Genomic DNA, 25,988 nt, shown 5'->3' on the forward strand with positions numbered 1-25,988 from the left:
GTGCGCTACTTGTGCGATAGGCAGGTGTTATCGAGGTCGTGCATGAATCGCTGGATCGCATTTGCAACCCAGTCGGGCTCCTCCTCCGGAAGCAAGTGCCCACCGTCCGCGTGCACGCGCTCCTGGCTGTTTTGAATGTCGCGGGCGAAGCGCTGTGCATTGATCATCGCGCTGCGCAATATCAAGGTCGGTGCCGCAATGCGTGTGATTTCTTCGCTGCGGTCGATCTGGTCCGTGTTGACCAAGTCGACGAGTGCCGATCGATTACCCGGGCGACCTGTCAATGTGTGGACCCGCTCCACCATAGCCTCATCGACGATCTCCGAGTGAGACCCCACGGCCATCCGCAGACTACGAGCGGTTGCACTGCGTGGCATCCAACGTCTAAACAGCGGTCTAAGCAGCGGGTTGTGCATCAGGCGGAAGGCTGGCGGCACAGTTTTCTCCGGATAGCCAGTGGCGTTGATCAGTACGAGTGCAGCCACGTGATCCGGATAATCGAGCGCAAGGTTCCATGCGATGTTTCCGCCCAGTGAGTGGCCAACCACTGTGTAGCGGGACACCCCGATTCTTGCCATGAAACGTGCGACGGTTGCCGCGTACGTGCGTATTCGATAGTCGCGGTCGCTGCGCGGTCCGGTCAGCCCAAACCCTGGTAGGTCAAGGCGAACAACATCGAACGTCGTCGATAGCAGATCCGCCAGTCGTTGGACGCTGTGTAGTGAGCCGCCAGAGTTGTGCAGCAGGACGATCGATGTCCCGCTCCCCGCCCTCTTGTAATGAACACGGAGTCCATCGACAGTGGCGAAGAGGGAATCGAATTGGGGTTCGAGCCAGTTCATCATAATGGTTACAGTGTATCCATTATTAAATGGGATGTCAAGGTGGTCTTGCGTCGAGACTGACCGGTCACGGTTCAGCAGAGGGACGTTATGGGGCATCCCGTCTGGCTCGCCGAATGCAGCAGACCTGCGCGTTGGGGGATACTAAGTAGATCAAAATAGGGTCGGCTGAATATTGATGTCTCGTTCACCGGATGCCCAGTCTACCGATTTCAGTGCAGTCCAATACCCTGCAAGGAAACGAGTATTTGGCTTACGAGCACGCCCGATTAAATGCTGCTCCGTCGCTACGGGGAACGCAAAAGTTGATGTCTAGTGAAGAGCGGATGGCGCAACGCTGGTCAACGTATTGCCCACGGGCCGCCTTGCCATCACGACGTCTTTCGCGCGGCTAGGCTAATGAGCAATTCGAAATGGGAGCGATGATGCTCGCGAACAGTCACTCCGCGGCGTACTTCTCGCCATGCTGAAAACAGCGGATGCCAGTACCCAATGCAAAAGATGTTCGTACTGCCCGGCTGTATGGTCCGAGTGGCCAGTGGCAAGCATCGGATCAGAAATTGAAGCTCGGCATCTGGGAAATTCGGCAAACTTCGGGACTCGCCGGAACGACTTTGCTCTCGTTGCGCCTTGGCAGGCGGCGGTCCCCCAAAGGCCGCGATGAGGAGGGTGGTGAGGCCAATACCGTGATTCGTCGAGCAATCGTCACGAATTGAGCCCGATCGTGTGTGCGGCGGTAAAACCGGCAATCAGACTGGCAACCTCTCGCGGCCGCTCGAACGGTGCCATATGCCCACAGTCCTTAACCACATCGCATTGTTGCGGCTGTAGCAGATCACGCGCGATCTCGAGCTGACTGATCGGGGTTACGAGATCGTTCTCACCCCATACAAGCAAAGTTGGAACATTCAGCGACCGCGTGCGTCTGAACAATTCGGTACGGCCAGAGAGCGGAAAATTCTGCAAAGTCGAGAATAGCGCATACATCGCTCCTCTGTAACGGTATGCGTCCAAGATCATTCGTGCCGCTTTGTTCGCGACCTGTGGATCTTGAACGTTGTGACCCAAGTGACGCTTCAATAAGCGTTGACCAAATCGTTTAGCCACGAAAGTCATCAGCCAATCGCGACGGGTCAGCCAAGGCGGCAACGCCGGCTTGGCGCCAAGACCTGCCGGACCGGCCAGAGTCAGCGTAACAAGCGTGCCAGCATGTTGTGCAGCATAGGCCATTGCGATGAGGGCACCCATCGAAGTTCCAACCAAATGGAAACGTTCAATGCCGAGCCTCTGTGTAAGCTGCGATAGCTGCTGCGCGAAAAGCGATTCGTCATACCTGTTCCGCACCCGGTCGGAGTAACCCCGGCCGTAGCAACTGTAGGCCAGCGTTCCAAACCCGCACGCCTGCAGATGAGAAGCGAGGCCATCCCAATAGAACAGGGGAATCGTCAACCCGCCTACCATGACGACTATATCCTTTGTCTTAGGCGCAGCCAATTCGTAATGTGTGGTTCCGTCGCCCAACTCGATAAAACTTCCACGAAGAGCCTTGCGTGTAAAAGCATCGAGTTGCCGGTCCTCACCAGACGCCACGAAGTATTTCATCTCTGGATCCTCTTCGAAGATAGCATCACGGAGCTTTCTCGTCGTGACGCGCGGTTGCGTAGCTATTGCGGCACATATCGGATACAATGTATCCGATAATTTTCGCTATTCTGACCGATTTCACCCGCTCGCCAACCCCATGAAAACCCTACCCTCTTCCAAAGACGCGGCTCCATCCACGGTTCAACGATCGCCGGGCAGGCCGTCGTTGCCGCTTGACCGGATCGTCGAAATGGCACTCCAGATCGTCGACGAGGAGGGCTCCGAAGCCCTCACGATGCGAATTCTGGCTGATCGCCTGAAGTCGGGAACTGCAACTCTTTATCGACACTTTGCCGATCGAGGCGAGCTCGTGTCTCAGGTCATCGATCGCGTGTTTGGTGAAGTTGATATCCATCCGGAAGAGTTCGCCAAACTTCGCTGGCAAGACGCATGCACGCGTCTTGCTCACGCGATGTTCCATGCGCTAAGACGACATGGAAATATTGCGCCCCTGCTGGCACAATTCCCGCCCATTGGGCCAAATGCCAATGTGATTCGCGAACTCGCTCTGGCCACCCTGATTCGAGACGGTTTTCCGATTGCGCTGGCTGCTCGTACGTATGCAACGCTTGCGCGCTATGTACTGGGTTTTGCAATTCAGTCACATCCAGGCCTGTTCACAGAACACAGCGACGGCCATGACCAGCTATCGCTCACTTTTCGCGACTTGGACAGTTCCCGATTTCCCGGTACCGTCGCCGCGTCAGCAGCATTGCCAATTCCGCTGGAGGAGGAATTCACTTTCGGCCTCGAATTGATCATGGAGGGTCTCGTACAACTCCATGCCAGTAAGAATTCTCGTCGCGTGAAGCGTTGATAAGCCGTATCGGCTCGATCGCGGACGGGCATCCCACATATCGACAGGCCGCCAGGAATCAACCCGCGACCGGTGACCGAAAAAACGTCCGTGTCAACTGCTCCGCAGGCGGGAGAAGTCATGGGCACTGAATGGTCGCTGCGTTGATTCGCAATGCCCGTGTGTGGCTGATGGTATAAAACTGCGCTCGAGCAGCGGCGCAATGCTGAGCAATTCGCTCAAGCCAGAGGGAGGGGCGGCCGGGATTCGTGAATATGCGAAGCTTCGCATATTCACGATTATGCTCAGCGCTGGATTATGCGTAGCGACGGCCGGTACGCTTTAATTGGCGGGCACCGTCGGCCGTCGGGATGCACATAATCAGAGGCTAACGAGGAACGCCATCACCTTGTCGGTCGCACGAAACCGAGGGACTGTTTTCCCCGCCGGCTGAAGCCGATTCAGTGCTTTCTCCTTCAGTGCGAGGTCAGCTTCCATGTAGATGTGCGTCGTGTCGAGGTGCTCATGTCCGAGCCAAAGTGCGATCACGGTCATCTCGACGCCCGACTGCAATAGATGCATGGCCGTCGTGTGCCGGACAACGTGGGCGAGACGCGTTTACTGTTCAGGGTTGGACAGGTTTCGGCCGTGCGCGAGACAGCTTTTTGCCGGATCGAGTCGACGCCGTTGCGCGTCAGCCTTTCGCCGCGATAGTTGGCGAACAAGAACACGGGTATTCGTTGCGAACGACGCTGATTCGCTTCGCATGAGAACGCACGAGCGATGGCGTTAGACGACCCGCTTCATGATGGATAAAGAAAGAATTTCCTCTCCAGCAAAACAAACTGCTCCCCCGGCAAACGCTCGGCCGAATATCGCTACCCATAATCCGCTGACCCTTACACGGCAACCCGCGGAATACATGGGCCTGGCCCGTAAGGAATGGCTGCAACTGCGGCGATAAAAGCAGCGGAAGCAGCGTGTCGGAGGCGCACGAACGGGAGGTTGCAGAGGCGCCATAGCAGAGAGCACAAAAGGAAAATCTTTCGTCCACTAAAGAAGTTGGAAGGGAAAACGCAATGAACAAAAATCAATCCAGGGTGGTCTCGAATCGAGGGTTTGGCGCGCTCGGAACGGCAGCAGACAAGCAAGGAGCCACGGCGCAAATGGAACGTCGACAGGCCAGCGCTCCGACGAAGTCAAAGGCTGCGCTGGCAGTCCTCGCGGCGCTCGTGCTCTCGGCGGGTTATGCGCATGCGGATAACCTCGCGGTTGGGGGGGAAAACGCTGGTCAGACGGCAACCGTCGGGGGTGCTACGGCGCCGGTCGCGAGCACGGGCGGAGTGTTCCCCGCAGTCGCCGGTGCGGACGGTTCAAGCCAGAATACGGCGGTCGGCATCAATGTATCGGCGCAAGGCGGCGCCGCAACGGCAGTGGGCGATACAGTCACGGCGAATGGTACGAATGCCACGGCGGTGGGTGCCAATTCGGTCGCAAATGGCACGAGAGCAGTAGCGTTCGGCGGTGGGGCGACCACGACGACCGGTGATGCGACCGCAATCGGTGCCCTTGCACACACGACTTCTGAATTCTCGACGGCGGTCGGTACCAATAGTTCAGCCGCTGGCGGAACGGCGCTGGGTTTCCAGGCGAGTGCGAACGCATCTGACGCTACGGCAGTTGGTGTAGATTCTGTTGCGTCAGGTATCGGCAGCGTTGCGATTTCCCGCGCACAGGCAACCTCGCAGAATGCAATCGCTATCGGTGAGAATGCCAAGGCAAGCGATGTCAATGCCGTGGCCGTAGGCCCCGGGGCGAACGCCAGCGTCAACAGCGCCACGGCGATTGGTCCCGCAGCGACAGCAAGCGGCGGCAGTTCGCTGGCGCTCGGCAATTCCAGCGTGGCGAGCGGAGGATCGGCCATTGCGATCGGTCAGTCTGCCACCTCGTCATCCGTCACGGCGGTCGCGATCGGCTTTAATGCGAATGCCGCATCGACCAACGCGATTGCGATGGGCACGCTTACACAAGCAACGGGCACAAATTCAATTGCGATCGGTAACGCGGCTGCGGCTTCGACGGCAGAGTCGACGGCCCTGGGTTCCGGCGCGGTCACACGTGCGGCAACGAACGTGAATAGCGTCACGTTGAACGGCGTAACGTTCGGTGGCTTTGCTGGCGCGACGCCGACCGGTGTCGTAAGTATCGGCGCGGTTGGTCAGGAGCACCAGTTGCAAAATGTAGCCGCCGGGCAGATCAGCGCTACCAGCACCGATGCGGTGAACGGCTCACAGCTTTTTTCTATTGCTTCGCAGGTTGCGACGCTGTCGAACAATCTGGCGGCGGTGACGACCACTGTCAACGAGATATCGACGTCGGGCGCGAATGGCACGGTTGCGGATACGACCGACACAGCGGTGGGTAAGAATTCGGTAGCGTCCGCGCCAAACGGTACTGCGGTCGGAAACGGATCGAACGTTTCGGGTCAAGATGGTACGGCAATTGGCACGAACTCGAATGTCACGGCCGCGCGAGCAACCGCCATCGGCACGAACTCCAAAGTCACGGGCATGGATTCGACGGCAATCGGCACGAACAGCAAGGCCACCGCGAACAACTCGGTTGCCCTGGGTGCAAATTCAGTTGCGGACAGGGACAACACAGTTTCGGTTGGTGCGCCGGGTGCCGAGCGTCAGATTACCAACGTTGCAAATGGCACGGCTCCGACGGACGCTGTGAATGTGCGCCAATTGAATAGCGCAGTGAACAGTGTGCGTGACGACATGCAAAAGTATCGCAAGGATGCGAACGCCGGTTCGGCATCGGCTGTCGCGCTGTCGATGCTTCCGCAAGCGCCTGCGCCCGGCAAATCGGTCGTCGGCGTAGCTGTCGGTAATTACGTTGGGCAGACGGGCTTCGCTGTCGGCGTGTCGACGTATCTGCCCGGTGGCAACTGGATTCTGAAAGGCGGTGGCTCAACGAACACCCGTGGTACGGTGGCTGTTGGAGGTAGCGCCGGCTATGTCTGGTAAAACTATGCTGCTGCAAATCGAGCCTTGTTTTGCCTGCTGAAGTCTGGTCTGGAGTTTGCCGGATCGCCCTCTGCCGTTTAGTGTAAGCGTCCGGCGAACCCATCCAGTGGTTAAGCCGGTTCTGGCTTCCAGTTCTGGGGTAAGAGTTCGTCGAGCCGAGCTGCCGGATGCACCGGCAGCCGTGCAAGGACGTCCTTGAGATAGACGTAGGGATCGTGGCCGTTCATCTTGGCCGACTGAACCAGGCTCATGACGGCGGCGGCGCGGCGGCCGGCTCGCAACGAGCCCGCGAACAGCCAATTGTTACGGTTATGCCCAAAATGGGCATAAGCGCCGTTATGGCAAGCCTGCAATTATGTAGGGTCCCCGACACGGGACCGCCCCTTGTGGAGCGGCCCAGTGTTGTCGGCTGCACATAATCACAGGGCCTGAAGGAACTTCAGTAGCGCGTCTGCTGGACGGTAGCGTGTACGCCGAATGTCGGGCGGCGAGATCGCGGCCAGTGCATGTTCCTTCATGGTGAGATCGGCCTCCACATAGCCGTGCGTCGTCACTGGACTCTCGTGCCCGAGCCATAGGGCGATGACCGAGAGATCAACGCCAGCCTGAAGCAGGTGCATGGCGGTTGTGTGACGTAACGTATGCGGAGAGATGGCCCGCCCATGCAGGGATGGACAGTGATGCTCTGCCGTGCGCACAGCCCGCGCAATCCGTTCGGCAACGTTTGAACGGGTCATTGGCTGTTTCCAGTGATTGGGCAGCAAGGGCTGATCGGGCTGCAGCCCAGTGAATTCGAGCCACTGACGAATCTCCGCAACGGTTTCCTTCCATAGAGGCACAGTGCGCTGCTTGCGCCCCTTGCCGTGGAGCCGCACCGACGGCGTCACGTCGAGCGTGAGATCTCGAACGCGGATGCTGATCAGTTCAGAAACACGGGCACCGGTGTTATAGAGGAGCTTCAGCAACACCCGATCGCGACGGCCATACCACGTGGAGGCATCGGGTGCGAGCCGCTGCGCGTAACGTTCGCGCTGGATTGCTGTGACCGTGAGGCAATGAACGCGTCGGTTCGCAGTGGCCATCGGCCTGAAGCCATTGACCACGCCGGTATGCAGCCCGCAAAGTAACGGGATGGCCGAGAGCTTCGTGAAGACGATGAAACGCGACTACGTCGCCTTCATGCCGAAGCCGGACGCAGCGACTGCTGCACGCAACCTGGTCATCGCGTTCGAGCATTACAACGAGAAGCATCCCCATAGCGCGTTGAAATACCGCTCGCCTCGCGAGTTCCGGCGCTCGATGGATTCAGCAACCTTAGTGTGATGCTGTGTCCGGTATTACAGGGTCAACTCCACGAGCGCCGGCCCCATAGCGCACATCGCTATCAACCTCCCGCCACGGTCCGTCGAGCCTGGCTGGATTCCGATAATATCGACGCGAGACTCACTGCCTGATTGGCTACAAAATTCCGCCTCAGGTCACTGGCTTTGTCCTTCCTTGCGCAAAGATCCTGTCAGGTGACGCAGCTCGTCCAGCAGTTTGACGGCGGGCGTGGGCAGCGTGCCCCGCCGGCGCCGGAACGCCGTCAAAGTGCGTTGCGCATCCAGGCCTTCGATATCCAGGGCGTCGATGACGCCCGCTTTGCTTTCAGTGTCGTACATGGGTTCGGCCATCCATGAGACAAAGCCACATCGCGCTACCAGGCTTTTGAGCACGGTGACCGAACGGGTCTCGACCGCAATGGCCGGCATCGGCAGACCGCGGGCCATGAAGGTTTCCTGCATGTGGGCATAAGGTCCGGTTCCCTTGGGCGTGAGTGCCCACCGTTGCGTCAATGTGTCATCGAGTCGAAGACCGCGCTTCGCGCGCAACGGGTGATCGGGTGCCGCGACCACGAAACTCCTGTCGCTCCATGAACAATCGGAGAGTGCGGCGACATCCTCGGTTTCGATTCCTGATGTGCAAAGCGCCAGGTCGATTTCATAAGCGAGCAAGCCTTCGACGAGACGGTCCCACACGCCTTCGATCACCTCGACGCGCAGATTGGGCCATTTCTCGAGCACACACGCGATGGCCATCGGCAAGACGAGGCTCGCTATGCTGCCCACCGCGCCAACCTTGATCACGCCTTTCGCCAGGCCGCGCATCGCGTCCAATTCCTCGCGGGCCTGTTCCGCCTCCCTTTGCAGCGACATCGCATGCGGCATCAATGCTTCGCCGAGAGCGGTCAGCTGCATCCCTTTGGTGTGGCGCTCGAAAAGCGGCGCCCCGACGGATTCCTCGAGCCGCTTGATCGATCTGCTCAGCGCCGGCTGGGTCATGTTCAGCGTGGTCGCGGCTCGTCCCAGGCTACCCGCGGAGACGATCGTGGTGAACATCATCAACTGCTGCAGATTGAAACTCATCGTGACGAACCAGGATTGAAAGGGGTGAAGGGAGCGAAGGCGATCCCGGCTCGCCAGCGCTGGCTAGGTGTCTTCCCTGAACGGAATCGCCGTGCCCGCTCAATGCGGCTGCCACCGAGCCCGTGATGACGCCGGAAAACCTTGGCCAGCAAGGCTTCGGAGCGAAATGGGGGCATCCGGCAAGCTGATCGAGCATGCCCAAATGTAATGACTTTTAGCATATTTTGCAATTTTCAAACAAGGTATTGAATCCCATACTGCGGCTCATCCAGTCACCGCCAGCCTAAGTGGCGAACCGCAGAGGATTCGAGATGCAACGAAACACAAGTGGGCAGCCGACCGTTCGCGATGCCGTCGTGGACTTGATGCGGCGCCTCGAATTGACGTCGGTGTTTGCCAATCCCGGCTCGACCGAGCTACCGATGTTCCGCGATTTCCCGGAGGACTTCCGGTACGTGCTCGGGTTGCAGGAGGCGGTCGTGGTCGGTATGGCGGACGGGTATGCTCAAGCGACCGGCAATGCCGCCCTTGTTAATCTGCATTCGGCGGCCGGTGTCGGCAACGCGATGGGCAACATCTTCACGGCCTTCAAGAACCGGACGCCGCTGATCATCACGGCCGGCCAGCAGGCCCGTTCGATCCTGCCGTTCGATCCGTTTTTGTCGGCCTCGCAAGCAACTGAGCTGCCACGGCCCTATGTGAAGTGGAGCATTGAACCGGCGCGTGCCGCGGATGTTCCGCTGGCGCTCGCCCGTGCTTACCACGTGGCGATGCAGGAGCCGCGCGGCCCGGTGTTCGTTTCCATTCCGGTCGACGATTGGGACCAGCAGGCCGACTTTGTCGAGGTGACGCGGGTCAGTACCCGGTTCCGTCCCGATCCAGTACGGATCGCGGAGATCGGCGATGCGCTGGACAATTGCAAACGGCCGGCCATCGTCGTCGGCGCGGAACTCGATCGTGCCGATGCCTGGAGCGAGGCAATCCAGCTGGCCGAGCGTCATAACGCACGGGTTTATGTTGCGCCGATGTCGTCACGCTGCAGCTTCCCTGAAGATCATCGTCTTTTCGCCGGATTCCTGCCCGCGATGCGCGAAAAAATCGTTCGGATTCTGGACGGACATGACCTGGTCTTCGCCGTCGGGGCGCCGGCTTTCGCGTATCACGTCGAAGGCAGTGGGCCGCATGTGCCCGACGGCGCGGCGTTGTACCAGCTCATCGACGATCCGGCTACCGCTGCGTGGACACCGGTCGGCACGTCGGTGGTGGCGAACATTCGCCTGGGGCTCGCGGACCTGCTCGCCCGTCCGGCACCGCAAGGCCGGCCTCTGCCGGCGCCGCGCGAGGTCATCGAGCGAGCCGAGCCCGCAGCAGTGATGTCGGTTGCCTATGCGTTACAGACGCTGTCCGAGGTCCGCAACGCAGCGGATATCGTGGTCGAGGAGGCGCCCAGTTCACGCCCCGTCATGCAACGTTATCTGCCGTTCACGCGCAGTCAGACGTTCTACACGATGGCAAGCGGCGGTCTCGGCTACGGCATGCCCGCCGCGGTGGGCGTGGCCCTGGCCAAACCCGGCAGCCGCGTGATCGGCCTCATCGGCGACGGCTCGACGATGTATTCGCCGCAGGCGATCTATAGCGCGGTCCAGCTCGATCTGCCGATCACATTCGTGATCCTGAATAACTCGCGCTACGCCGCCTTGCAGGAATTCGCGCCCGTGTTCGGCTTTGCCGCGTCGGATCCGGTACAGGGCACCGATCTCCCGGGGCTGGATTTCGTTTCTCTCGCCAACAGCATGGGTTGCGAAGGCGTTCGAGTGAGCGACGCGCTGTCGCTGAAGCCCGCGCTGGAAGACGCGTTGTCTTCGGGAAAAACACGCGTCGTCGAAATTGTCGTGGCCTGATCATGAGTCGGTGATTCGACGGGCCGGTTTTTCAAGAATATTCCAGGAGACGGTAATGAACCAGGTATCGATGCTGATCAACGGCGAGCGTACGATGGCTCGCGATGGCGCGACATTCGAGCGCCGCAACCCGCTCGACGACACCGTTGCCTCGACGGCGCCGGCCGCGACCGTCGCCGATGCGCAAGCAGCGGTGCACGCGGCGGCCGCCGCGTTTCCCGCGTGGTCGGCGATGGGCCCCGGCGAGCGACGCGCTTTGCTGAGTCGAGCGGCGGATGCGCTCGAAGCAAAGGGCGACGCGTTCGCGCGGGCAATGGCAACCGAAACGGGCGCGTCCCGCCTGTGGGCGGATTTCAACGTCAAGCTTGCGGCCGACGGATTGCGCGAAGCGGCTGCGATGGTCACGCAGATTGCGGGCGAAGTGATTCCGTCGGACGTGCCGGGCAGTCTCGCGCTGGGCGTGAGGCAGGCCGCCGGCGTCGTGCTCGGGATCGCACCGTGGAACGCGCCCGTCATCCTCGGCGTGCGTGCGATCGCGTTGCCGCTGGCGTGCGGCAATACCGTCGTGCTCAAAGGTTCCGAAACCTGCCCCGCGACCCACGGCCAGATCATCGAGGCGTTACAGGACGCCGGACTGCCGCGCGGCGTCGTGAACTTCGTCACGAACGCGCCGGCGAATGCGGGCGACATCGTCGAGGCGATCATTGCCGAACCGGCGGTCAGACGGGTGAACTTCACGGGTTCGACGCGCGTCGGCCGCATCGTCGCGACCCAGTGCGCGAAATATCTGAAGCCTTCGGTACTCGAACTCGGCGGAAAGGCGCCGTTTCTGGTGCTTCACGATGCCGATATCGATGCTGCGGTTCAAGGCGCGGCATTCGGCGCGTTCGCCAATTCCGGCCAGATCTGCATGTCGACCGAACGCATCGTCGTCGACAGCAGGATCGCCGATGAATTCGTCGCGCGACTGGCGGAAAAGGCACGGAGCCTGCCGCTCGGCGATCCGAGAAAGGGGCCGGCCGTGCTCGGCTCCGTCGTGGACATGGCGACCGTCAGGCGATGCAACGACCTGATCGACGACGCGCTGGCGAAAGGCGCGACGCTGGTATGCGGCGGGAAAGCCGAGACCACGCTGATGCCGGCCACGTTGCTCGATCACGTGACGGCGGACATGCATATCTACCGGGAGGAGTCGTTCGGGCCCGTCAAGGCGATCGTTCGCGTCAATGGCGACGAAGCGGCCATCGCCTGCGCAAACGACAACGAATATGGTTTGTCCGCGGCGGTCTTCAGCCGTGACGTTGCTCGTGCGTTGACGGTAGCGAAGCGTATCGAGTCCGGGCTGTGCCACGTTAATGGGCCGACGGTTCACGACGAGGCGCAAATGCCGTTTGGCGGGATGAAGTCCAGTGGTTTCGGGCATTTCGGCGGCAAGGCGGGAGTCGCGGAATTTACCGATTTGCGCTGGATCACCGTGCAAACGACGCCTCGTCACTATCCGTTCTGATCGTTGCCGCGGCCAGCGCGCGTGTTTCGCCGTGGAAGCGATGAGCTTCCTGACGGTGGGCGCGAACAAAATAACAACCCTATATCGTTGGAAAGCCTTCGCTCCTGGAACGACGAGCGATCGGCTCAAGGAGACTGCAATGCCTGTCGTCAATGCCGAGTCGTCGCTCGATCGCACGCGGTTCGAGTTTGATCATCACATTGGAAGGTGGATTAATCAGGACTGCAATTTTGAATTCGCCGATCCGGCCGGGGGAGCGAAATGAACGATCGCAATCCGCGTCTGCCGACCGTAGACATCGGCCGCACACTTGATGATGGACCGTTCTCGGCGTTCCAGCGAATGATCGTCCTGCTCGCCGCGCTCGCGATCGTGATGGATGGATTCGATGGGCAACTCATCGGATTTGCCATTCCCAGCCTGATCAAGGAATGGGGCATCACGCGCAATGCATTTGCGCCCGCCGTTGCCGCCGGTCTCGTCGGCATGGGTATCGGCAGCGCGTTCGCCGGGCTTTTCGCGGACCGGTTCGGTCGGCGCTGGGCAATCATCGGGAGCGTGCTGGTATTCGGCCTGGCGACGAGTTCGATCGCGCTATCTCCGGACGTCATGACCATTGCGATCCTGCGTTTCTTCGCAGGACTGGGTATCGGCGGCGCACTGCCGAGCGCGACGACCATGACGGCGGAATTTACGCCTGCTCGCCGACGAACGCTCGCCGTGACCGCAACCATCGTTTGCGTACCGTTGGGGGGCATGCTTGCCGGGTTGTTCGCGAGCGTCGTGCTGCCTCATTATGGCTGGCGCGGCCTCTTTCTGATTGGCGGCACGCTTCCCGTCGCGCTGGCGTTCCTGCTGTATTTCGTCATGCCGGAATCGCCACGTTATCTGGCCCGCCGTCACGAACGTTGGAACGAACTGCGTCACCTGCTGACCCGCATGTCCCGCTCGATTCGGCCGGACGCCGTGTTCGCCGATCAGAAGGAGCAGAAGGCAGGGCAGCGTCCAGGCTTTCGTGCGCTGTTCGCCGACCATCAGGGCCGAGACACGCTTGCGATCTGGGTCGCTTTCTTCATGAACCTGGTTGCGGTCTACAGCGCATTCAGCTGGCTGCCGACGATGCTTGCAGGCGAGGGGCTCAGTCCTTCGGTGGCGGGTTCGGGTCTTACCGCCTACAACCTCGGCGGCGTACTCGGCGCAATGGGTTGCGCGGTGGCGATCGGTCGATTCGGGTCGCGATGGCCTTTGCTCGTGTGCTGCCTGATGGCATCCGCGAGCGCGCTTTTCCTGCGCGGTCTCGACGTTTCCGCCCACACGACGCTGCTCGTGTTCGGCATCGGTTTGCACGGTCTGTTCGTCAACGCGGTTCAGTCGACGATGTATGCCCTTTGCGCGTATGTCTATCCCACTGAGATTCGCGCGACCGGGACCGCATCCGCGCTCGCGTTTGGGCGGCTCGGCGCGATTCTCAGCGCGTTCGCGGGGGCCTTCGTGATCACGCAGGGTGGCGCGTCTGCGTACCTGGGCATGCTGGGTGGAGCGATGGCGATGGTCTTTATCTGCCTGATGATCGTGCGTCGCCATATTCCGCCCATCAAGGGCGTCTGAGATTAGTGTCGAGAGCGACGTATGTTACGAGCTCCGCGCAGAGCACGTAACGACGTCGCTCATGTTCAACCGAATGACGGAAAGCGTCTGACAGTACCTTCAGTTGGAGATAGCATGCGCACTCAAGTAGGCATTATTGGCGCCGGTCCTGCCGGCCTCCTTCTTTCTCATCTTTTGCATCTGAAAGGTATCGAGTCCGTCGTGCTCGAAACCCGCGGACGCGAGCAGATCGAATCGACGATCAGGGCGGGTGTACTCGAGCAGGGGACGATGGACCTGCTTGAAGCGTCCGGTGTCGGTGAACGAATGAAGGCGGAAGGTGCGTTGCATCACGGCTTTGAACTCGCGTTCGACGGAAAGCGGCGGCGCATCGACCTCAAGGCGTTGACCGGGCGGGCCATCACCGTCTATGCGCAGCACGAAGTCATCAAGGATCTGGTGGCGGCTCGCGTTGCTGCGGGCGGCTCTATCCTGTTTGGTGTCGCGGATGTCTCGATTCACAACATCGACACGTCAGCCCCGTCGATACGGTTCATGCATCAAGGGCAATCGCATACGCTGAACTGTGATTTCGTGATCGGATGCGACGGTTCGCAAGGGGTGTCCCGTTCGGCGATTCCCGAGAGCGTTCGGCGCGATTTCGAGCGCGTCTATCCCTTCGGCTGGTTCGGCATTCTGGTTGAAGGTGCACCGTCCGCCGACGAACTGATCTATGCACGTCATGATCGTGGCTTTGCATTGGTCAGCACCCGTTCGCCGACGGTTCAGCGTATGTATTTCCAGTGCGACCCGAAAGATTCCGTCGATATGTGGTCCGACGATCGGATCTGGGCCGAAATGCATGCACGCGTCGACTCCGCCGATGGTCAGCGCGTTGTCGACGGGAAGATTTTTCAGAAGAATATCGTCGGCATGAGAAGCTTTGTCTCGACGACGATGCAGCATGGCCGGCTGTTTCTTGCCGGCGATGCCGCTCATATCGTTCCGCCCACCGGAGCAAAAGGTCTCAACCTGGCGGTCTCCGACGTACGGACCCTGAGCGGTGGACTGGACGCCTATTACCGGACTGGCGATGAAGCGCAACTCGCTGCGTACAGTCAGTCCGCGCTGAAGCGGATCTGGCGCGCGGAGCATTTCTCCTACTGGATGACCCGCATGATGCATCGCCTCGACGATGCCTCGCCGTTTGAACAGCAGTTGCAGGTTGCCGAACTCGAACATGTGACTACGTCCGAGACTGCGGCGAGGTCCATGGCGGAAAACTATGTCGGCAGCGTTGTCGTTTAGCTTTCGACATTTGTGCCGTTGCTCGGTCGTCTTCCGGCTCGGACGGTCGACCGAGACGCGCGAAACCGGCGTGCAGCGCGTCTCGTGCTTTTTGCATCACGATTTACTCTGACAGTACTCCAATCATGACAACAGGATTTCCCGGAATTTTCTCCGTCAGCGACTATCGTGACGAAGCCAGACGGCGGCTGCCGCGCATGGTGTTCGACTATCTGGAAGGCGCGGCGGACGATGAATCGGGATTGACGCATAACCGTTCGGCGTTCGACAGGTTGCAGTTGTTGCCGCGCCGGCTGTCGGATGTCAGCACGCGAGAGCAGTCGGTGCCGCTTTTAGGGCGGCGGATTCCATTACCGCTGGTGATCGCGCCGACGGGCCTCAATAGCGCGTTCTGGCCGAAGGGCGACCTCGCACTTGCGCGCGCAGCGGGCAAGGCCGGTATTCCGTTTGCGCTATCGACGGCTTCCAACATGTCCATCGAAGAGGTGGCAAAAGGGGCCGACGGAGACCTTTGGTTTCAGCTGTACGTCGTTCATCGCAACCTCGCGAAGAGTCTGGTCAATCGTGCCCGTTCGGCTCGCTATTCGACCTTGATCCTCACTGCCGATGTCGCGGTGAACGGCTTTCGCCGACGCGATCTTCGCAATGGCTTTGCCATGCCGTTCAAGGCAAGTGCACGTGCGGCAGTCGACGGACTGTCGCACCCGCGCTGGCTTTGGTCCTATCTGATGAACGGCATGCCGGAGTTGAAGAATTTCGCCACGGACGATGCATCGGACACCGCCTCCCAGGCGGCGATTCTTCGCCGGCAGATGGATGCAAGCTTCAGTTGGGACGACCTGCGCCGTTTGCGGGACGAATGGCCGGGCAAACTCCTCGTCAAGGGCATCGTGACGGCCGACGATGCCGCGCGGTGCGTCGCGCTCGGCGCGGACGGCGTCATCGTTTCGAACCACGGCGGCAGGCAACTCGCCGACCTGCCCGCGACGGCCGACGTGTTGCCGGATATCGTCGAGCGCACCTCGGGCACGACGGTCATTCTTGACAGCGGCATCCGGACGGGGACCGACGTCGTCAAGGCGGTCGCGCTGGGGGCCCACGCCGTGATGCTGGGGCGCGCCACCTTGTACGGGCTGGCTGCCAGAGGGGAAACCGGCGTGAGCGATGTCATCGACATGATCAAACGGGAAACTGACCGGACGCTTGCGCTCATCGGTTGTCGCTCGGTGGGCGAGCTCGATCGCAGCTATATTTCGAAGCGGCCATCATAGGTAACTGCGCATTGACGGCGGATTCTGGATGCGCAATTGTTCGGGGTAACACTCCCGCGTATTTGCCGCCGGAACCTTGTGCCATGAATCAAGTGACGACCACGGATCATTACCATCGCGACGACCGGCTTTTGGCATGGGCGGATCAGGTTCGGGCCAGTTGCGTCCCCATGGTTTTCAGCACCAAATCCGATCAGGGATTTCGCGGCGAGATTTCCAGCGTGAACACCGGCGGAGTGTGTGTGTCGCGGATCTCGGCGGTCGATCACGTCGCGGCTCATGACTGGGACGACGTGCGGCGCACGGCGGACGACTACCTGCTCGTGTCGATCCAGATCGAGGGGCGAGGTGCACTCGAGCAGGATGCCCGCACCGCGTTCGTCGACCCTACAGACATGGTGCTGTTCGACTCATCGCGCCATTTCGTCTGGCATTTTTCCGGACAACACTACACGATCCGCTTTCCCCGCCAGGCGCTGGAGAAACTGGTGCCGTGCGGCCGGCAGCACACCGCGGTGCGTATTCCTGCGGCCACCGGGATACGCCGTATCGCCGCGGACCATATCGCGTCGCTGCACCGAGTGCTTTCGTCAGACAAAGGCGCGATGACCGCTTGCGAGAGGCTTGGCGATGTGTCCGCCAACCTGGTCGCGCTGGCGTTGGCGGATTATTTCAACACGGTTCCGCTGCCCAGATCCAACGTGAAAGAGATGCATCTGCTTCGGGCACGTGCGTTGATCAAGGACCGGATTCACGAACCGGAACTGGGACCCGAACGGATCGCCGATGAACTGGGGGTGTCCAGCCGTTACCTCTACCGGCTGTTCGCCGAGGTCGGGGAGTCGATCGGCGAGACCATCTGTACGGCCCGACTCAACGGGTGCGGCGAGTGGCTTCGGCAACGTGCGTACGCAAACCGCTCGATTACCGATATTGCGATGGCATGGGGTTTCAATAATGCATCGCATTTCAGTCGCACGTTTCGACGTCACTTCGGCATGTCCGCGCGCGACTACCGTGCGAAGCACCGCAGCGCTATTTGAATCGCCCTGAGCGGGCTGCGCGGCGATCCCACCGGCTGGCAGCATAAGTAAAAATCCTGTTCTGTCAGAATCAAGCGTCCGCCATATTGGCCCCGGACACTTCCTCTACAACGTTGCGGGCGTCCCGTCCCGCGAGTCGTGGAGGAGTATCTTGGCTCTCAACCATCCCCAATATAAGGCGGCTGTCGTGCAAGCCGCCCCGGCGTTCCTTGATCTTCAAGCCGGAATCGAAAAGTCCATACGCCTGATTGAAGAGGCGGCGCAGGCCGGCGCCGCCCTGATCGCATTCCCCGAAGTGTGGCTGCCGGGCTACCCGTTCTACATCTGGCTGGGTACACCGGCCTGGTATATGAGCAAAGGCTATGTTCAGCGATATTTCGACAACTCGCTGAGCTACGACAGTCCGGAAGCCGATGCACTGAGGGACGCGGCGAGAAAAAACCGCATCACGGTGGTGATGGGACTCTCGGAGCGCAAGGGCCATTCGTTGTATATCTCCCAATGGATCATCGGCCCCGACGGAGAAACCCTCCTGCAACGACAGAAACTCAAGCCTACCCACCTCGAGCGGACGGTCTTCGGTGACGGGGAGGGCAGCGGCCTGACCGTAATCGACAGTCCGTTGGGAAAGCTCGGCGGGCTTTGTTGTGCCGAACACGTGCAGCCTTTGACCAAGGCCGCCATGTATGCGCAAGGCGAACAGGTCCACGTTGCGGCCTGGCCAAGCTTCTCGCTCTATGAATTTGCCAGCGCATTGAGCCACCAGGTGAACAACGCGGTTTCGCGGACGTATGCCGTCGAAGGAGGTTGCTTCGTCCTCGCGCCTTCGACAGTCGTGACCCAGGAAATGGTCGAGAGCCTTTGCGACACCGAGGACAAACGTCAGCTGTTGCGGGCAGGCGGTGGCCATAGCGTCGGATACGGGCCCGACGGGGCGGAACTGTTCGACAAGATCGACGAAATCGCGGAAGGCCTGCTCTACGCCGATATCGATCTCGGCATGCAATCGCTTTCGAAGTGCGTTTTCGATCCGGTGGGGCATTACTCGCGGCCTGACGTTCTGCGGTTGCTGATCGACCGGCGAGCGCGCCCCCCGGTCACCGAGATCCTCGATGGCCCCGCCGCGGAGACGGTCGCCGATGATCCAACATCATCGGACAACGGTTGCTCGCCAGAGCTGGCGAGAACTGGCGGAGATCGGTAGCAGCCTGTCGGGCTCGCCATGCGATTCCGTGGCGAGCCGGACGGAGGTTTTCGTGTCGCTGCCGTATTGGCTCGATACCGATTGAAGCGGAATGGTTTTCCTTGAAACAACAGCCATTCAATCACGACGATATATTTAGGATATCGATATGAACTACAAAAAAAATAGAGAATACGAATGGAAGATGGTCATCTTTCTTGCGGTGTTGTTCGGCATCGTTGGACTCGATCGTCTGGTCATCGTGTATCTGTTTCCGGTTCTTCTGCCGGAGCTCAAATTGAACAACACGCAGGCAGGCGCAATCGCGTCGGTTCTCGCGTTGACCTGGGCCATTTCGACTTGGGTGCTCGGGAGTCTGTCCGACCGCCATGGGCGTCGCAAGATTCTTCTTGGGTCGTCAATCTTCTTTTCGGTGATGACCTCCTTTACCGGCGTCGCCAAGTCGTTCCACAGCATGCTGCTCGTGCGAGGCCTCCTTGGCGTGGGCGAGGGTGGCGTGTTCAGCGCCAGCGTTGCGACCATTGACGAAATATCGACGCCGAGCCGGCGCGGCCTGAATCTGGGCATTCATCAGTCGTTTTTCCCGCTTCTGGGTATCGGCCTCGGGCCGATCATCGCTACCCAGCTCGTGATGCACATGCACTGGGAGTGGGTGTTTTTCGTGCTCGGCATCCCGGGGCTTTTGCTGACGTTCCTGATCGGCAAGACCATGCGCAAGACGGAGGCCGGTCGCGACAAGCAGGTCCGATCCGCATCGGGCGGCCCGTTGACCGTGCTGAGATACAAGAACATCTGGTTGACCACGGTCATCGGATCGCTGTTCCAGACGGGCCTGTTCGTGTTCTCGACGTTCGTCGCGCTCTATCTGACCAAAGTGGTGGGCCTCAGCCTCGGTACGGTCGGCCTGATCATCTCCGGATGGGGTTTCGGCGGGTTCATTGGGATGATCGCCGTTCCGGCGATATCGGATCGGCTCGGGCGCCGTATCGTGCTCGTCGTCTCCGCGACCTGCTATGGCCTCCTGATGTTGGCGTTCGTGCTTTGTCACGCTTCCCCGATCGTGATGTTCGCCAACCTCTTTGCTGCCGGGATTTGTGGCTTCGGGATCGCGCCGCTCTTTCTTGCCGTGATTCCTTGCGAATCCGTACCGTCGACGCTGACCGGCTCCGCCGTGGGCGTTCCAACCGCTGTCAGTGAACTCATTGGCGGGGTCCTGATGCCGGTGGTGGCAGGCGGGCTCGCCGACACGTTCGGCCTGGGTTATCCGATGCTGATCGTCGGGTGTGTGTCGTTGGTGAGCGCGTTCGTCGGGATGTTTCTCGACGAAACGGTGCCCGCCGCGACGTCGAAGCATGCCGTCTCGAACATCGACGCGGCCTGAACGTCCGGCGATGAGGCGACGCTGGCAGGGTTGGCTGCGTCGTCGTCATTTCTGACGATGCGCGACAAAAATGTCGGCGCGCAATCTACGAAGACCGACATGCACAAGAGACGTAGATGCCAACCCTGCCGCAGCTTTCAGTCGTCGACGCAAAAGGCGCGATCGATCGACGCGAGATTTCCTGCCTGGAATACGTTCAGGCGCTGGTCGATCAACAGGCCAAAACCGAGTCGCTGAACGGGTTCGTGTATTTCAACGCCGAGGCGCTGTTACAAGCAGCGCGGGCGCACGATGAAGCGTTCGCAGCCCGAACTGGCCGGATGCCACTTGCCGGCATTCCGTTGGCCATCAAGGACAACATCGACTGTGCGGGCATGCCGACAGCCGCTGGAACGGCAGCGCTCCGCCACGCCGTACCGCGAGCGAACGCGCCGGTCGTGGCACGCGTGATCGAGGCCGGTGCGCTGGCAGCCGGCAAAGCCAACATGCACGAACTCGCTTTCGGCTGCACCAACGACAACGGATGTTTTGGCCCGGCCCGGAATCCGTATGACCCGTCCAGAATTCCCGGCGGAAGCAGCGGTGGGTCTGCCGTGCTGGTGGCGAGCGGTGCGGTGCCGGCGGCGCTCGGCACCGACACGGGCGGATCGGTACGGATACCGGCGGCGCTGTGCGGACTGGTCGGCTTTCGTCCTACGCATGGACGCTATCCGTCCGGGGGCGTCGTACCAATATCGCCCACGCGTGACACGGTCGGCCCGATTGCCCGCACCGTCTCCGACGTGATACTGCTGGACGAGATCCTGTCGGGAAGTGGTTCAGCGCTTCCCGTGATCGACGGCGAACGTGACTTTCGCCTGGCAGTCCCGTACTCGACGATGTGGGAGGGGCTGTCGCCCGATGCCCGGCCGGTACTCGAACGTGCGCTGCAGCAGCTCGAGGAAGCCGACTTCGAACTGGTCGACGTGGACCTGCGACGTTATCCGTTTTTCCGTGCGAAGAAGAACGCCACCATCCCTTTCTTCGAATTTGCCGGTGCCGTGGCGCGCTATCTGGAAGCAGGCGGCGTAGCCGTGACGTTCCCGGAGATCGTCGCCCGCATCGAGAGCCCGGATGTGGCCCGAATCGTCGGCCACATCCTGGGGGGCGGTGCGATTTCCGCGACCGAATACGCCGAAGCGCTTCTCGCGCGAGAGCAGTCGCGCACGTCGTACGTGGCGTGTCTTCGCGAAGTGGACGCAGACGCACTGCTGTTTCCCACAGTCCTGATTCCGGCCTGCAGCATCGGCGCTGAAACGGTGGTGGTCGGGTCCGAAGCGCTCGATGTCTTTGCCGCATATACACGAAATACCGAACCGGGCAGCAACGCAGGGGTACCCGGCATCACCGTGCCGGCAGGTCTGACCCAGGATGGGCTCCCGGTTGGATTGGCGCTGGACGGTGCTCCGCATTCGGATCAGCGAATTCTGCAGATCGGCAAGGAAATGGAGCGTGTCCTGTGTGCCGCGACGTTCCCGCGTCTCGACGCACACGTTTGAACCATCCGGCAACGGCTTAACGAGAAAGGCAAGCAAATGAATCGTCGAAATGTCCTGAAGAGTATTGCGCTCGGTGCTGCAAGTGCCGCGGTGGGCGTTGGCGGGCTCGTGCCGGCATCGGCACGCGCGGCAAATCAGCCGCTGAAGTTGGCGCTGATGGCGCCAATGAGCGGGCCGGCCGCATTCTTCGGCCAAGCCTGCAAAAACAGCGCAGCGATGGCAATCGCGGAGATCAACGCGCGCGGGGGCGTGTTGGGGCGCCCGCTCGAGTTGCTGGTGGGCGACGCCGGCGCAGCACCTTCCGAGTCGGCGCAGACGGCGCTCCGCCTCTGGAAGCGCGACAAGGCGGAGGTCTTCGTCGGATCGCACGACAGTGCCGTGCGCACGGCGCTGGAAAGTCTGTTCCGAGGCCTGGTGCCTTACTTCTATACGCCGATGTACGAGGGGGGCGATTGCGCGAAGGGGACGTTCTTCGTCGGCGAGACGCCCGCGCAGCAACTGACGCCGGTCATTCCGTGGCTGACCGCCCAACACCAGATCAAGCGCTGGTTCCTGATCGGCAACGACTACATCTGGCCGCGCAAGTCGAACGAAGTGGCGAAGAAGGCGATTCAGGGTGCCGGCGCGACCGTGGTCGGCGAAGAGTACGTGCCGTTCGACGTCGACAACTTCGACGCGGTACTCGGCAAGATCCGGGACAGCAAGGCAGATGCGGTGTTCATCACGCTGGTGGGCGGCTCGGCCGTCACGTTCAACAGAAGTTTTGCGAGCTTCGGTCTCAGCGACAATATGATCCGTTTCGGCACGATGATCGAGGAAAACACGTTGATCGGCATCGGTGCGTCCAACGCCAGGAACCTCTACTCGGCTTCCGGCTTTTTCTCGACGCCGACCGCCACGTCCGCGCAGTTTCTGGAGCGCTATCACAAGCAGTTCGGCGCTTCGGCGGTATTGAGCAGCATTGGCGAGTCGACATACGAAGGCATCCTGATGTATGACGCGATGGCCAGGAAGGCGAATGCCGTGTCGATCGGCGAGCTGACGAAGGCGTCCGATGGGGCCAGTTACAAAGGCCCGCGCGGCGTGGTGACGATGAAGTCCCGCAACGTGACGGCCGACATCTTCCTCGCGAAGGCATCGGGCGCCCGCTACGACATCGTCAAGACGTTCTCGCAACTCGGCTCGGCCGAGACCTGTGCGAGCGGAGCGGGTGCGGGTTAACGTCATGCTGCTTTCCTATCTTCTCAATCTCGGGTACGCGTGTGCGGCCCTCGCGCTCACGACGATAGGCCTGGCCATCGTGTTCGGCCTGCTGGGCGTGCTGAACATGGCGCATGGCGAGTTCATCATGCTCGGCGCGTACTCGGTTGTCGTCGTGCAGCGTCTCGGGTTACCTGCCTTGCTTGCCATACCTTTGGCGATCGTCGTATGCGCCGCCGTCGGATGGATCGTCGAACGCCTGCTGGTGCGTCCTTTGTATCAGCGGCCATTCGATACCTTGCTCGCAACCTGGGGCGTTTCGATCCTGCTGCGCGAAGGCGTGGTCGCATTGTTCGGAAAGGGTTACCAGGACGTGGCCGGTGTGGATGGCGCATCGATCGATGTCCTGGGCACGCCGTATCCGGCATTCCGACTCGCGATGATGTTCGCGGTGGGCCTCGCATTCGCCGGGCTCGCGGCATGGTACAGCCGCAGCCAGACGGGCGCGCGGATCCGAGGCATGGTCGCGAATCCCCTTCTTGCGAAGGCGGCCGGCATCAACACGACGCGACTGGCCAGCGGCACTTTCATCACGGGTGTGGTGCTGGCCGGACTGGCGGGGGTGCTGCTCGCACCGATCGTGCGGGTCGAGCCGTACATGGGCCTCGACTATCTGCTCAATTCGTTTTTCGTGCTCGTCGTCGGTGGCCTGGGCAGCTTGCTCGGTCTCGCGGTAGGCACGTTCGTCATCGGTGGAACGCAGGTCGCGGTGTCGAGTTTCATCGATCAGACGTCGGGTTATACGGCTGTTCTGATCCTGTCCATCTATTTCTTGTGGAGTCGCCCAAATGGCCTCGTCTCGCGCCGTTGAAACGGCCCTCCAGGTTGCCACGGCGGCGATTCTTCTGAGCTTGCCGCTGTGGGCCGGCGACTACAGCGCAAACCAGATCGGGCTGCTGTTGCTGTATGGAATGGCGACGCAAAGCGTTGCCTTGTGCTGGGGGAATTCGGGTTTCTTGCCGCTCGGCCAAAGTCTGTTCTTCGGGCTGGGCGCGTATGTCAGCGGGTTTGTATTGCGCTCCGCGGGCGCGGCCGGTGGCGAATGGCAGATCATTCTGCTTCCGCTTGCCATAGCGGCGCCGGCGGCGCTGGCCTATGCGATCGGATTCATCGTCTTTTCGCGCCGGATCGACAGCGGGCCGTTTTTTTCGTTGATTACTCTCGCGTTGTGCATGTTGGGGTTTCTGCTGGCCAATCAATGGAGCAGCGTGACCGGCGGTTTCAACGGGCTCACCGATATCCCCGATCTGCCGATGACCGACCGGTATGGAAATCTGTATTACATGATCGCAGCGGCTGCGGTCGGGGTCACGGCACTGATCACTTGGCTGAACCGCAGACCGATCGGGACGCTCTGGGCAGCGATCTCGGAGAATGAAGATCGCCTCCAGTTTTTTGGATTTGCGACGCACAAGCTGAAGGCGGCCGCTTTCGGCCTCTCGGGCGCGATCGCGGGTTTGGGCGGCGCCCTGTATGCGCCGCACGAGGGTCTGGTCGGTCCGCAGGCGGTCGGCGTGGCATTGTCGGCGCAGTTCGTCATCTGGGCGGCCGTCGGCGGAAAGCGCAGTCCATTGGGCGCGCAACTCGGCGCCGTCGTGATCGGACTGCTCGCCGCGACGTGGCGTGACCTGTTCACCTATTGGGAAGTGCTGGTCGCGCTGATTTTCATCGGTGTGGTGCGGCTCTTTCCCGATGGCCTGGCCGGCGCGGCGGCCGCGCTTGCGCGCATGGCCGGTCTGCACGTCGCGAACCCCATTCCGGAGAAACGGATCGATGCGCACGACATCGCGACGATCGACCTGCGACCGGCTCAATCCACGCTGCTCAGTTTCAGGAAGGTGGAAGTCAGCCAGGGCGGCGTCAACATTCTCAACGGGCTTGATCTCGAGGTGGGAGCAGGGGGCGTCAATTGTTTCATTGGTCCCAACGGCGCAGGGAAGACGTCGACGTTCAACGCAATGACGGGCCGCTTGCCGGTTCGTTCCGGTGAAATCCACTTTCGCGGGGCCGAGATTTCGTCCTCGCCGGCGTGGCAGGTCGCCCGACTGGGCGTCGGCCGCAAGTTCCAGATTCCGTCGGTTTTTGCGCAGTTGTCCGTCAACGAGAATCTTCAGATCGCGCTGTGGGCGAACCGGATCCGTCCTCGAGAGATGATGGCCGCAGCGCCGCTGCATTGGAATTCGCTTCAACGCGTTCGCACACTCGAAAAATTCGGATTTCTCGAATCGAATATGGCCGTTCGTGCGGGGGATCTTTCTCAAGGGATGCGCCAGATGCTGGAGTTCGCGATGGTGGCGATCACCGAGCCGCGTCTTTTGCTGCTCGACGAACCGTGCGCCGGTCTCTCGGCGCACGAAACCCGTCACATGATGGACGCGATCACGTCGACCGTGAGCGAACTGGACGCGTCGGCCATCGTGATCGAGCACGACATGAGCGCACTCGAAAAGATCGCCGACAACGTGGTGGTCCTGCATCAGGGCAGAAGCCTCGCGGTCGGATCTTTGGCACAGGTCAAGATGTCGGAAGACGTCAAGGCCGTCTACTCGGGAGGAAGAAAGTGAGCGAGCGCCGGGGAGAAGCCATGCTGAGGTTTTCGTCGATCGTCGCGGGCTACGGCGACACGATGGTGCTCAAGGGGATCAGCGGCGAGGTGGCCGCAGGTAGCGTACTGGGCGTATTCGGCCGCAACGGCGTGGGCAAGTCGACGCTCATGCGCGCTTTGGCCGGCATCATCCAGCCCGCGTCCGGTACGGTCACCGTCAACGGCAGCGAAGTGGGCAAAGTGCCGTCGCATCAACGGCGACGTTTGGGGATGAGCTATGCGCCGCAGGAGCGGGTCGTCTTCGACAATTTGAGCGTCGCGGACAACCTGACACTCGGATTCAAGACCCGAAGCCTGGACGCATACGACGATCTCTTCCGGATTTTCCCGCGGCTGAAGGAACGCTTGTTCCAACCGGCCGGGAAGTTGAGCGGTGGTGAAAAAAAGTTACTTTCCTTCGCCAGGGTCATCGCAGAGCGTTCGCCTCTCACGCTGATCGACGAGCCGTCGGAAGGTGTTCAGCAGGAGAATCTGGAGCGGATGGCGTCGGTCATCCGGTCTCGAATCGCGGACGGAGCGGCGTTCGTGGTCGTCGAGCAGAATCTGACGTTTCTCACGTCGATCGCCGACCATTTCATCGGTCTGGATCATGGAGAGGTCGTGCTGTCGGGCGACTCGATTGATATGTCTCGCGACCGGCTCGAAGCGGTGTTGGCAGTCTAGT

At 60.9% G+C, this 25,988-nt stretch carries 21 protein-coding genes and 2 pseudogenes; 17 read left to right on the forward strand and 6 right to left on the reverse strand.

Features of this window, described 5'->3' with window-relative positions:
- Window positions 1-5: 5 nt before the first annotated feature.
- Window positions 6-842 carry an alpha/beta fold hydrolase gene (locus tag ABIC51_RS36320; protein ID WP_204496286.1) on the reverse strand — a complete coding sequence of 279 codons (837 nt, stop codon included), beginning with the start codon at window positions 840-842 and terminating at the stop codon, window positions 6-8.
- A gap of 705 nt (window positions 843-1,547) precedes the next feature.
- On the reverse strand, window positions 1,548-2,444 hold the full coding sequence (locus ABIC51_RS36325) for an alpha/beta fold hydrolase (RefSeq protein ID WP_109343189.1): 897 nt from the start codon (window positions 2,442-2,444) through the stop codon (window positions 1,548-1,550).
- A gap of 232 nt (window positions 2,445-2,676) precedes the next feature.
- Here ABIC51_RS36325 and ABIC51_RS36330 point away from each other — a divergent pair, with 232 nt between their 5' ends.
- Window positions 2,677-3,303 carry a TetR/AcrR family transcriptional regulator gene (locus ABIC51_RS36330; protein WP_204496288.1) on the forward strand — a complete coding sequence of 209 codons (627 nt, stop codon included), beginning with the start codon at window positions 2,677-2,679 and terminating at the stop codon, window positions 3,301-3,303.
- Window positions 3,304-3,663: 360 nt separating this feature from the next.
- On the opposite strand, the gene ABIC51_RS36335 is transcribed toward ABIC51_RS36330, so the two are convergent.
- The gene (locus ABIC51_RS36335; protein WP_275905677.1) at window positions 3,664-3,864 is read right to left on the reverse strand and encodes a site-specific integrase; all 201 of its coding nucleotides are present in this window, start codon (window positions 3,862-3,864) and stop codon (window positions 3,664-3,666) included.
- A 497-nt stretch (window positions 3,865-4,361) separates the two neighbouring features.
- On the opposite strand from ABIC51_RS36335, the gene ABIC51_RS36340 reads away from it, so the two are divergent.
- Entirely contained in the window at window positions 4,362-6,314 is a 1,953-nt protein-coding gene (locus ABIC51_RS36340) for a YadA family autotransporter adhesin (protein ID WP_275905678.1), read from the forward strand.
- A gap of 110 nt (window positions 6,315-6,424) precedes the next feature.
- Here the strand turns inward: ABIC51_RS36340 and ABIC51_RS36345 are convergent.
- A pseudogene (locus tag ABIC51_RS36345) lies at window positions 6,425-6,622 on the reverse strand (transposase domain-containing protein); the annotation flags it as partial.
- A gap of 111 nt (window positions 6,623-6,733) precedes the next feature.
- Complete coding sequence (locus ABIC51_RS36350) at window positions 6,734-7,351, reverse strand: tyrosine-type recombinase/integrase (RefSeq protein ID WP_244140614.1); 618 nt, start codon at window positions 7,349-7,351, stop codon at window positions 6,734-6,736.
- Here ABIC51_RS36350 and ABIC51_RS36355 point away from each other — a divergent pair.
- Window positions 7,322-7,637: pseudogene (locus ABIC51_RS36355) on the forward strand (integrase core domain-containing protein); the annotation flags it as partial. The gene ABIC51_RS36350 and the pseudogene ABIC51_RS36355 sit on opposite strands and share 30 nt — an antisense overlap.
- A 155-nt stretch (window positions 7,638-7,792) precedes the next feature.
- Here ABIC51_RS36355 and ABIC51_RS36360 read toward each other — a convergent pair.
- Window positions 7,793-8,719 carry a LysR family transcriptional regulator gene (locus ABIC51_RS36360; protein ID WP_124550000.1) on the reverse strand — a complete coding sequence of 309 codons (927 nt, stop codon included), beginning with the start codon at window positions 8,717-8,719 and terminating at the stop codon, window positions 7,793-7,795.
- Window positions 8,720-9,030: 311 nt separating this feature from the next.
- Here ABIC51_RS36360 and mdlC point away from each other — a divergent pair, with 311 nt between their 5' ends.
- The 14 genes from mdlC (at window position 9,031) to ABIC51_RS36430 (ending at window position 25,987) form a co-directional block, all read left to right on the forward strand.
- Window positions 9,031-10,620, forward strand: coding sequence for a benzoylformate decarboxylase (gene mdlC, locus ABIC51_RS36365; RefSeq protein WP_275905679.1), 1,590 nt, complete (start codon window positions 9,031-9,033; stop codon window positions 10,618-10,620).
- A gap of 55 nt (window positions 10,621-10,675) precedes the next feature.
- The gene (locus ABIC51_RS36370) at window positions 10,676-12,127 is read left to right on the forward strand and encodes an aldehyde dehydrogenase (RefSeq protein WP_275905680.1); all 1,452 of its coding nucleotides are present in this window, start codon (window positions 10,676-10,678) and stop codon (window positions 12,125-12,127) included.
- A gap of 40 nt (window positions 12,128-12,167) precedes the next feature.
- A complete protein-coding gene (locus ABIC51_RS36375; RefSeq protein WP_275905681.1) occupies window positions 12,168-12,392 on the forward strand; it encodes a hypothetical protein in 225 nt (74 codons plus the stop codon).
- A complete protein-coding gene (locus ABIC51_RS36380) occupies window positions 12,389-13,735 on the forward strand; it encodes an MFS transporter (RefSeq protein WP_275934569.1) in 1,347 nt (448 codons plus the stop codon). The genes ABIC51_RS36375 and ABIC51_RS36380 overlap by 4 nt, the downstream gene beginning before the upstream one ends.
- Before the next feature lie 114 nt (window positions 13,736-13,849).
- Entirely contained in the window at window positions 13,850-15,022 is a 1,173-nt protein-coding gene (locus ABIC51_RS36385) for a 4-hydroxybenzoate 3-monooxygenase (protein WP_105798100.1), read from the forward strand.
- 125 nt (window positions 15,023-15,147) lie between these two features.
- Window positions 15,148-16,293, forward strand: coding sequence for an alpha-hydroxy-acid oxidizing protein (locus ABIC51_RS36390; protein WP_084044420.1), 1,146 nt, complete (start codon window positions 15,148-15,150; stop codon window positions 16,291-16,293).
- A gap of 83 nt (window positions 16,294-16,376) precedes the next feature.
- Complete coding sequence (locus ABIC51_RS36395) at window positions 16,377-17,336, forward strand: helix-turn-helix domain-containing protein (RefSeq protein WP_089437827.1); 960 nt, start codon at window positions 16,377-16,379, stop codon at window positions 17,334-17,336.
- A gap of 151 nt (window positions 17,337-17,487) precedes the next feature.
- The gene (locus ABIC51_RS36400; RefSeq protein ID WP_275905682.1) at window positions 17,488-18,540 is read left to right on the forward strand and encodes a carbon-nitrogen hydrolase family protein; all 1,053 of its coding nucleotides are present in this window, start codon (window positions 17,488-17,490) and stop codon (window positions 18,538-18,540) included.
- A 148-nt stretch (window positions 18,541-18,688) separates the two neighbouring features.
- Window positions 18,689-19,921, forward strand: a complete 1,233-nt coding sequence (locus ABIC51_RS36405) for an MFS transporter (protein WP_275905683.1) — start codon at window positions 18,689-18,691, stop codon at window positions 19,919-19,921.
- Window positions 19,922-20,037: 116 nt separating this feature from the next.
- Complete coding sequence (iaaH, locus tag ABIC51_RS36410) at window positions 20,038-21,459, forward strand: indoleacetamide hydrolase (protein ID WP_275934568.1); 1,422 nt, start codon at window positions 20,038-20,040, stop codon at window positions 21,457-21,459.
- A 36-nt stretch (window positions 21,460-21,495) separates the two neighbouring features.
- Window positions 21,496-22,680 (forward strand): substrate-binding domain-containing protein, encoded by a 1,185-nt coding sequence (locus tag ABIC51_RS36415; RefSeq protein WP_275905684.1) that lies wholly within the window; start codon window positions 21,496-21,498, stop codon window positions 22,678-22,680.
- 4 nt (window positions 22,681-22,684) lie between these two features.
- Complete coding sequence (locus ABIC51_RS36420) at window positions 22,685-23,530, forward strand: branched-chain amino acid ABC transporter permease (RefSeq protein WP_089437823.1); 846 nt, start codon at window positions 22,685-22,687, stop codon at window positions 23,528-23,530.
- Entirely contained in the window at window positions 23,508-25,283 is a 1,776-nt protein-coding gene (locus ABIC51_RS36425) for a branched-chain amino acid ABC transporter ATP-binding protein/permease (protein WP_275905685.1), read from the forward strand. Before ABIC51_RS36420 ends, ABIC51_RS36425 begins: the two co-directional genes overlap by 23 nt.
- 20 nt (window positions 25,284-25,303) lie before the next feature.
- Window positions 25,304-25,987 (forward strand): ABC transporter ATP-binding protein, encoded by a 684-nt coding sequence (locus tag ABIC51_RS36430; protein WP_105798094.1) that lies wholly within the window; start codon window positions 25,304-25,306, stop codon window positions 25,985-25,987.
- The last annotated feature ends 1 nt before the right edge of the window (window position 25,988 follow it).

The sequence above is a fragment of the Burkholderia sp. 572 genome, from assembly GCF_040545135.1.
Lineage (GTDB): Bacteria > Pseudomonadota > Gammaproteobacteria > Burkholderiales > Burkholderiaceae > Burkholderia > Burkholderia cepacia.

What these genes read in the sequence shown, in the direction of transcription:
- ABIC51_RS36320 (WP_204496286.1), bottom strand. Translation starts at nt 842, where the DNA reads ATGAACTGGCTCGAACCCCAATTCGATTCCCTCTTCGCCACTGTCGAT.
- ABIC51_RS36325 (WP_109343189.1), bottom strand. Translation starts at nt 2,444, where the DNA reads ATGAAATACTTCGTGGCGTCTGGTGAGGACCGGCAACTCGATGCTTTT.
- ABIC51_RS36330 (WP_204496288.1), top strand. Translation starts at nt 2,677, where the DNA reads ATGGCACTCCAGATCGTCGACGAGGAGGGCTCCGAAGCCCTCACGATG.
- ABIC51_RS36335 (WP_275905677.1), bottom strand. Translation starts at nt 3,864, where the DNA reads ATGCATCTATTGCAGTCGGGCGTCGAGATGACCGTGATCGCACTTTGG.
- ABIC51_RS36340 (WP_275905678.1), top strand. Translation starts at nt 4,362, where the DNA reads ATGAACAAAAATCAATCCAGGGTGGTCTCGAATCGAGGGTTTGGCGCG.
- ABIC51_RS36360 (WP_124550000.1), bottom strand. Translation starts at nt 8,719, where the DNA reads ATGAGTTTCAATCTGCAGCAGTTGATGATGTTCACCACGATCGTCTCC.
- mdlC (WP_275905679.1), top strand. Translation starts at nt 9,031, where the DNA reads ATGCAACGAAACACAAGTGGGCAGCCGACCGTTCGCGATGCCGTCGTG.
- ABIC51_RS36370 (WP_275905680.1), top strand. Translation starts at nt 10,676, where the DNA reads ATGAACCAGGTATCGATGCTGATCAACGGCGAGCGTACGATGGCTCGC.
- ABIC51_RS36375 (WP_275905681.1), top strand. Translation starts at nt 12,168, where the DNA reads ATGAGCTTCCTGACGGTGGGCGCGAACAAAATAACAACCCTATATCGT.
- ABIC51_RS36380 (WP_275934569.1), top strand. Translation starts at nt 12,389, where the DNA reads ATGAACGATCGCAATCCGCGTCTGCCGACCGTAGACATCGGCCGCACA.
- ABIC51_RS36385 (WP_105798100.1), top strand. Translation starts at nt 13,850, where the DNA reads ATGCGCACTCAAGTAGGCATTATTGGCGCCGGTCCTGCCGGCCTCCTT.
- ABIC51_RS36390 (WP_084044420.1), top strand. Translation starts at nt 15,148, where the DNA reads ATGACAACAGGATTTCCCGGAATTTTCTCCGTCAGCGACTATCGTGAC.
- ABIC51_RS36395 (WP_089437827.1), top strand. Translation starts at nt 16,377, where the DNA reads ATGAATCAAGTGACGACCACGGATCATTACCATCGCGACGACCGGCTT.
- ABIC51_RS36405 (WP_275905683.1), top strand. Translation starts at nt 18,689, where the DNA reads ATGAACTACAAAAAAAATAGAGAATACGAATGGAAGATGGTCATCTTT.
- iaaH (WP_275934568.1), top strand. Translation starts at nt 20,038, where the DNA reads ATGCCAACCCTGCCGCAGCTTTCAGTCGTCGACGCAAAAGGCGCGATC.
- ABIC51_RS36415 (WP_275905684.1), top strand. Translation starts at nt 21,496, where the DNA reads ATGAATCGTCGAAATGTCCTGAAGAGTATTGCGCTCGGTGCTGCAAGT.
- ABIC51_RS36420 (WP_089437823.1), top strand. Translation starts at nt 22,685, where the DNA reads ATGCTGCTTTCCTATCTTCTCAATCTCGGGTACGCGTGTGCGGCCCTC.
- ABIC51_RS36425 (WP_275905685.1), top strand. Translation starts at nt 23,508, where the DNA reads ATGGCCTCGTCTCGCGCCGTTGAAACGGCCCTCCAGGTTGCCACGGCG.
- ABIC51_RS36430 (WP_105798094.1), top strand. Translation starts at nt 25,304, where the DNA reads ATGCTGAGGTTTTCGTCGATCGTCGCGGGCTACGGCGACACGATGGTG.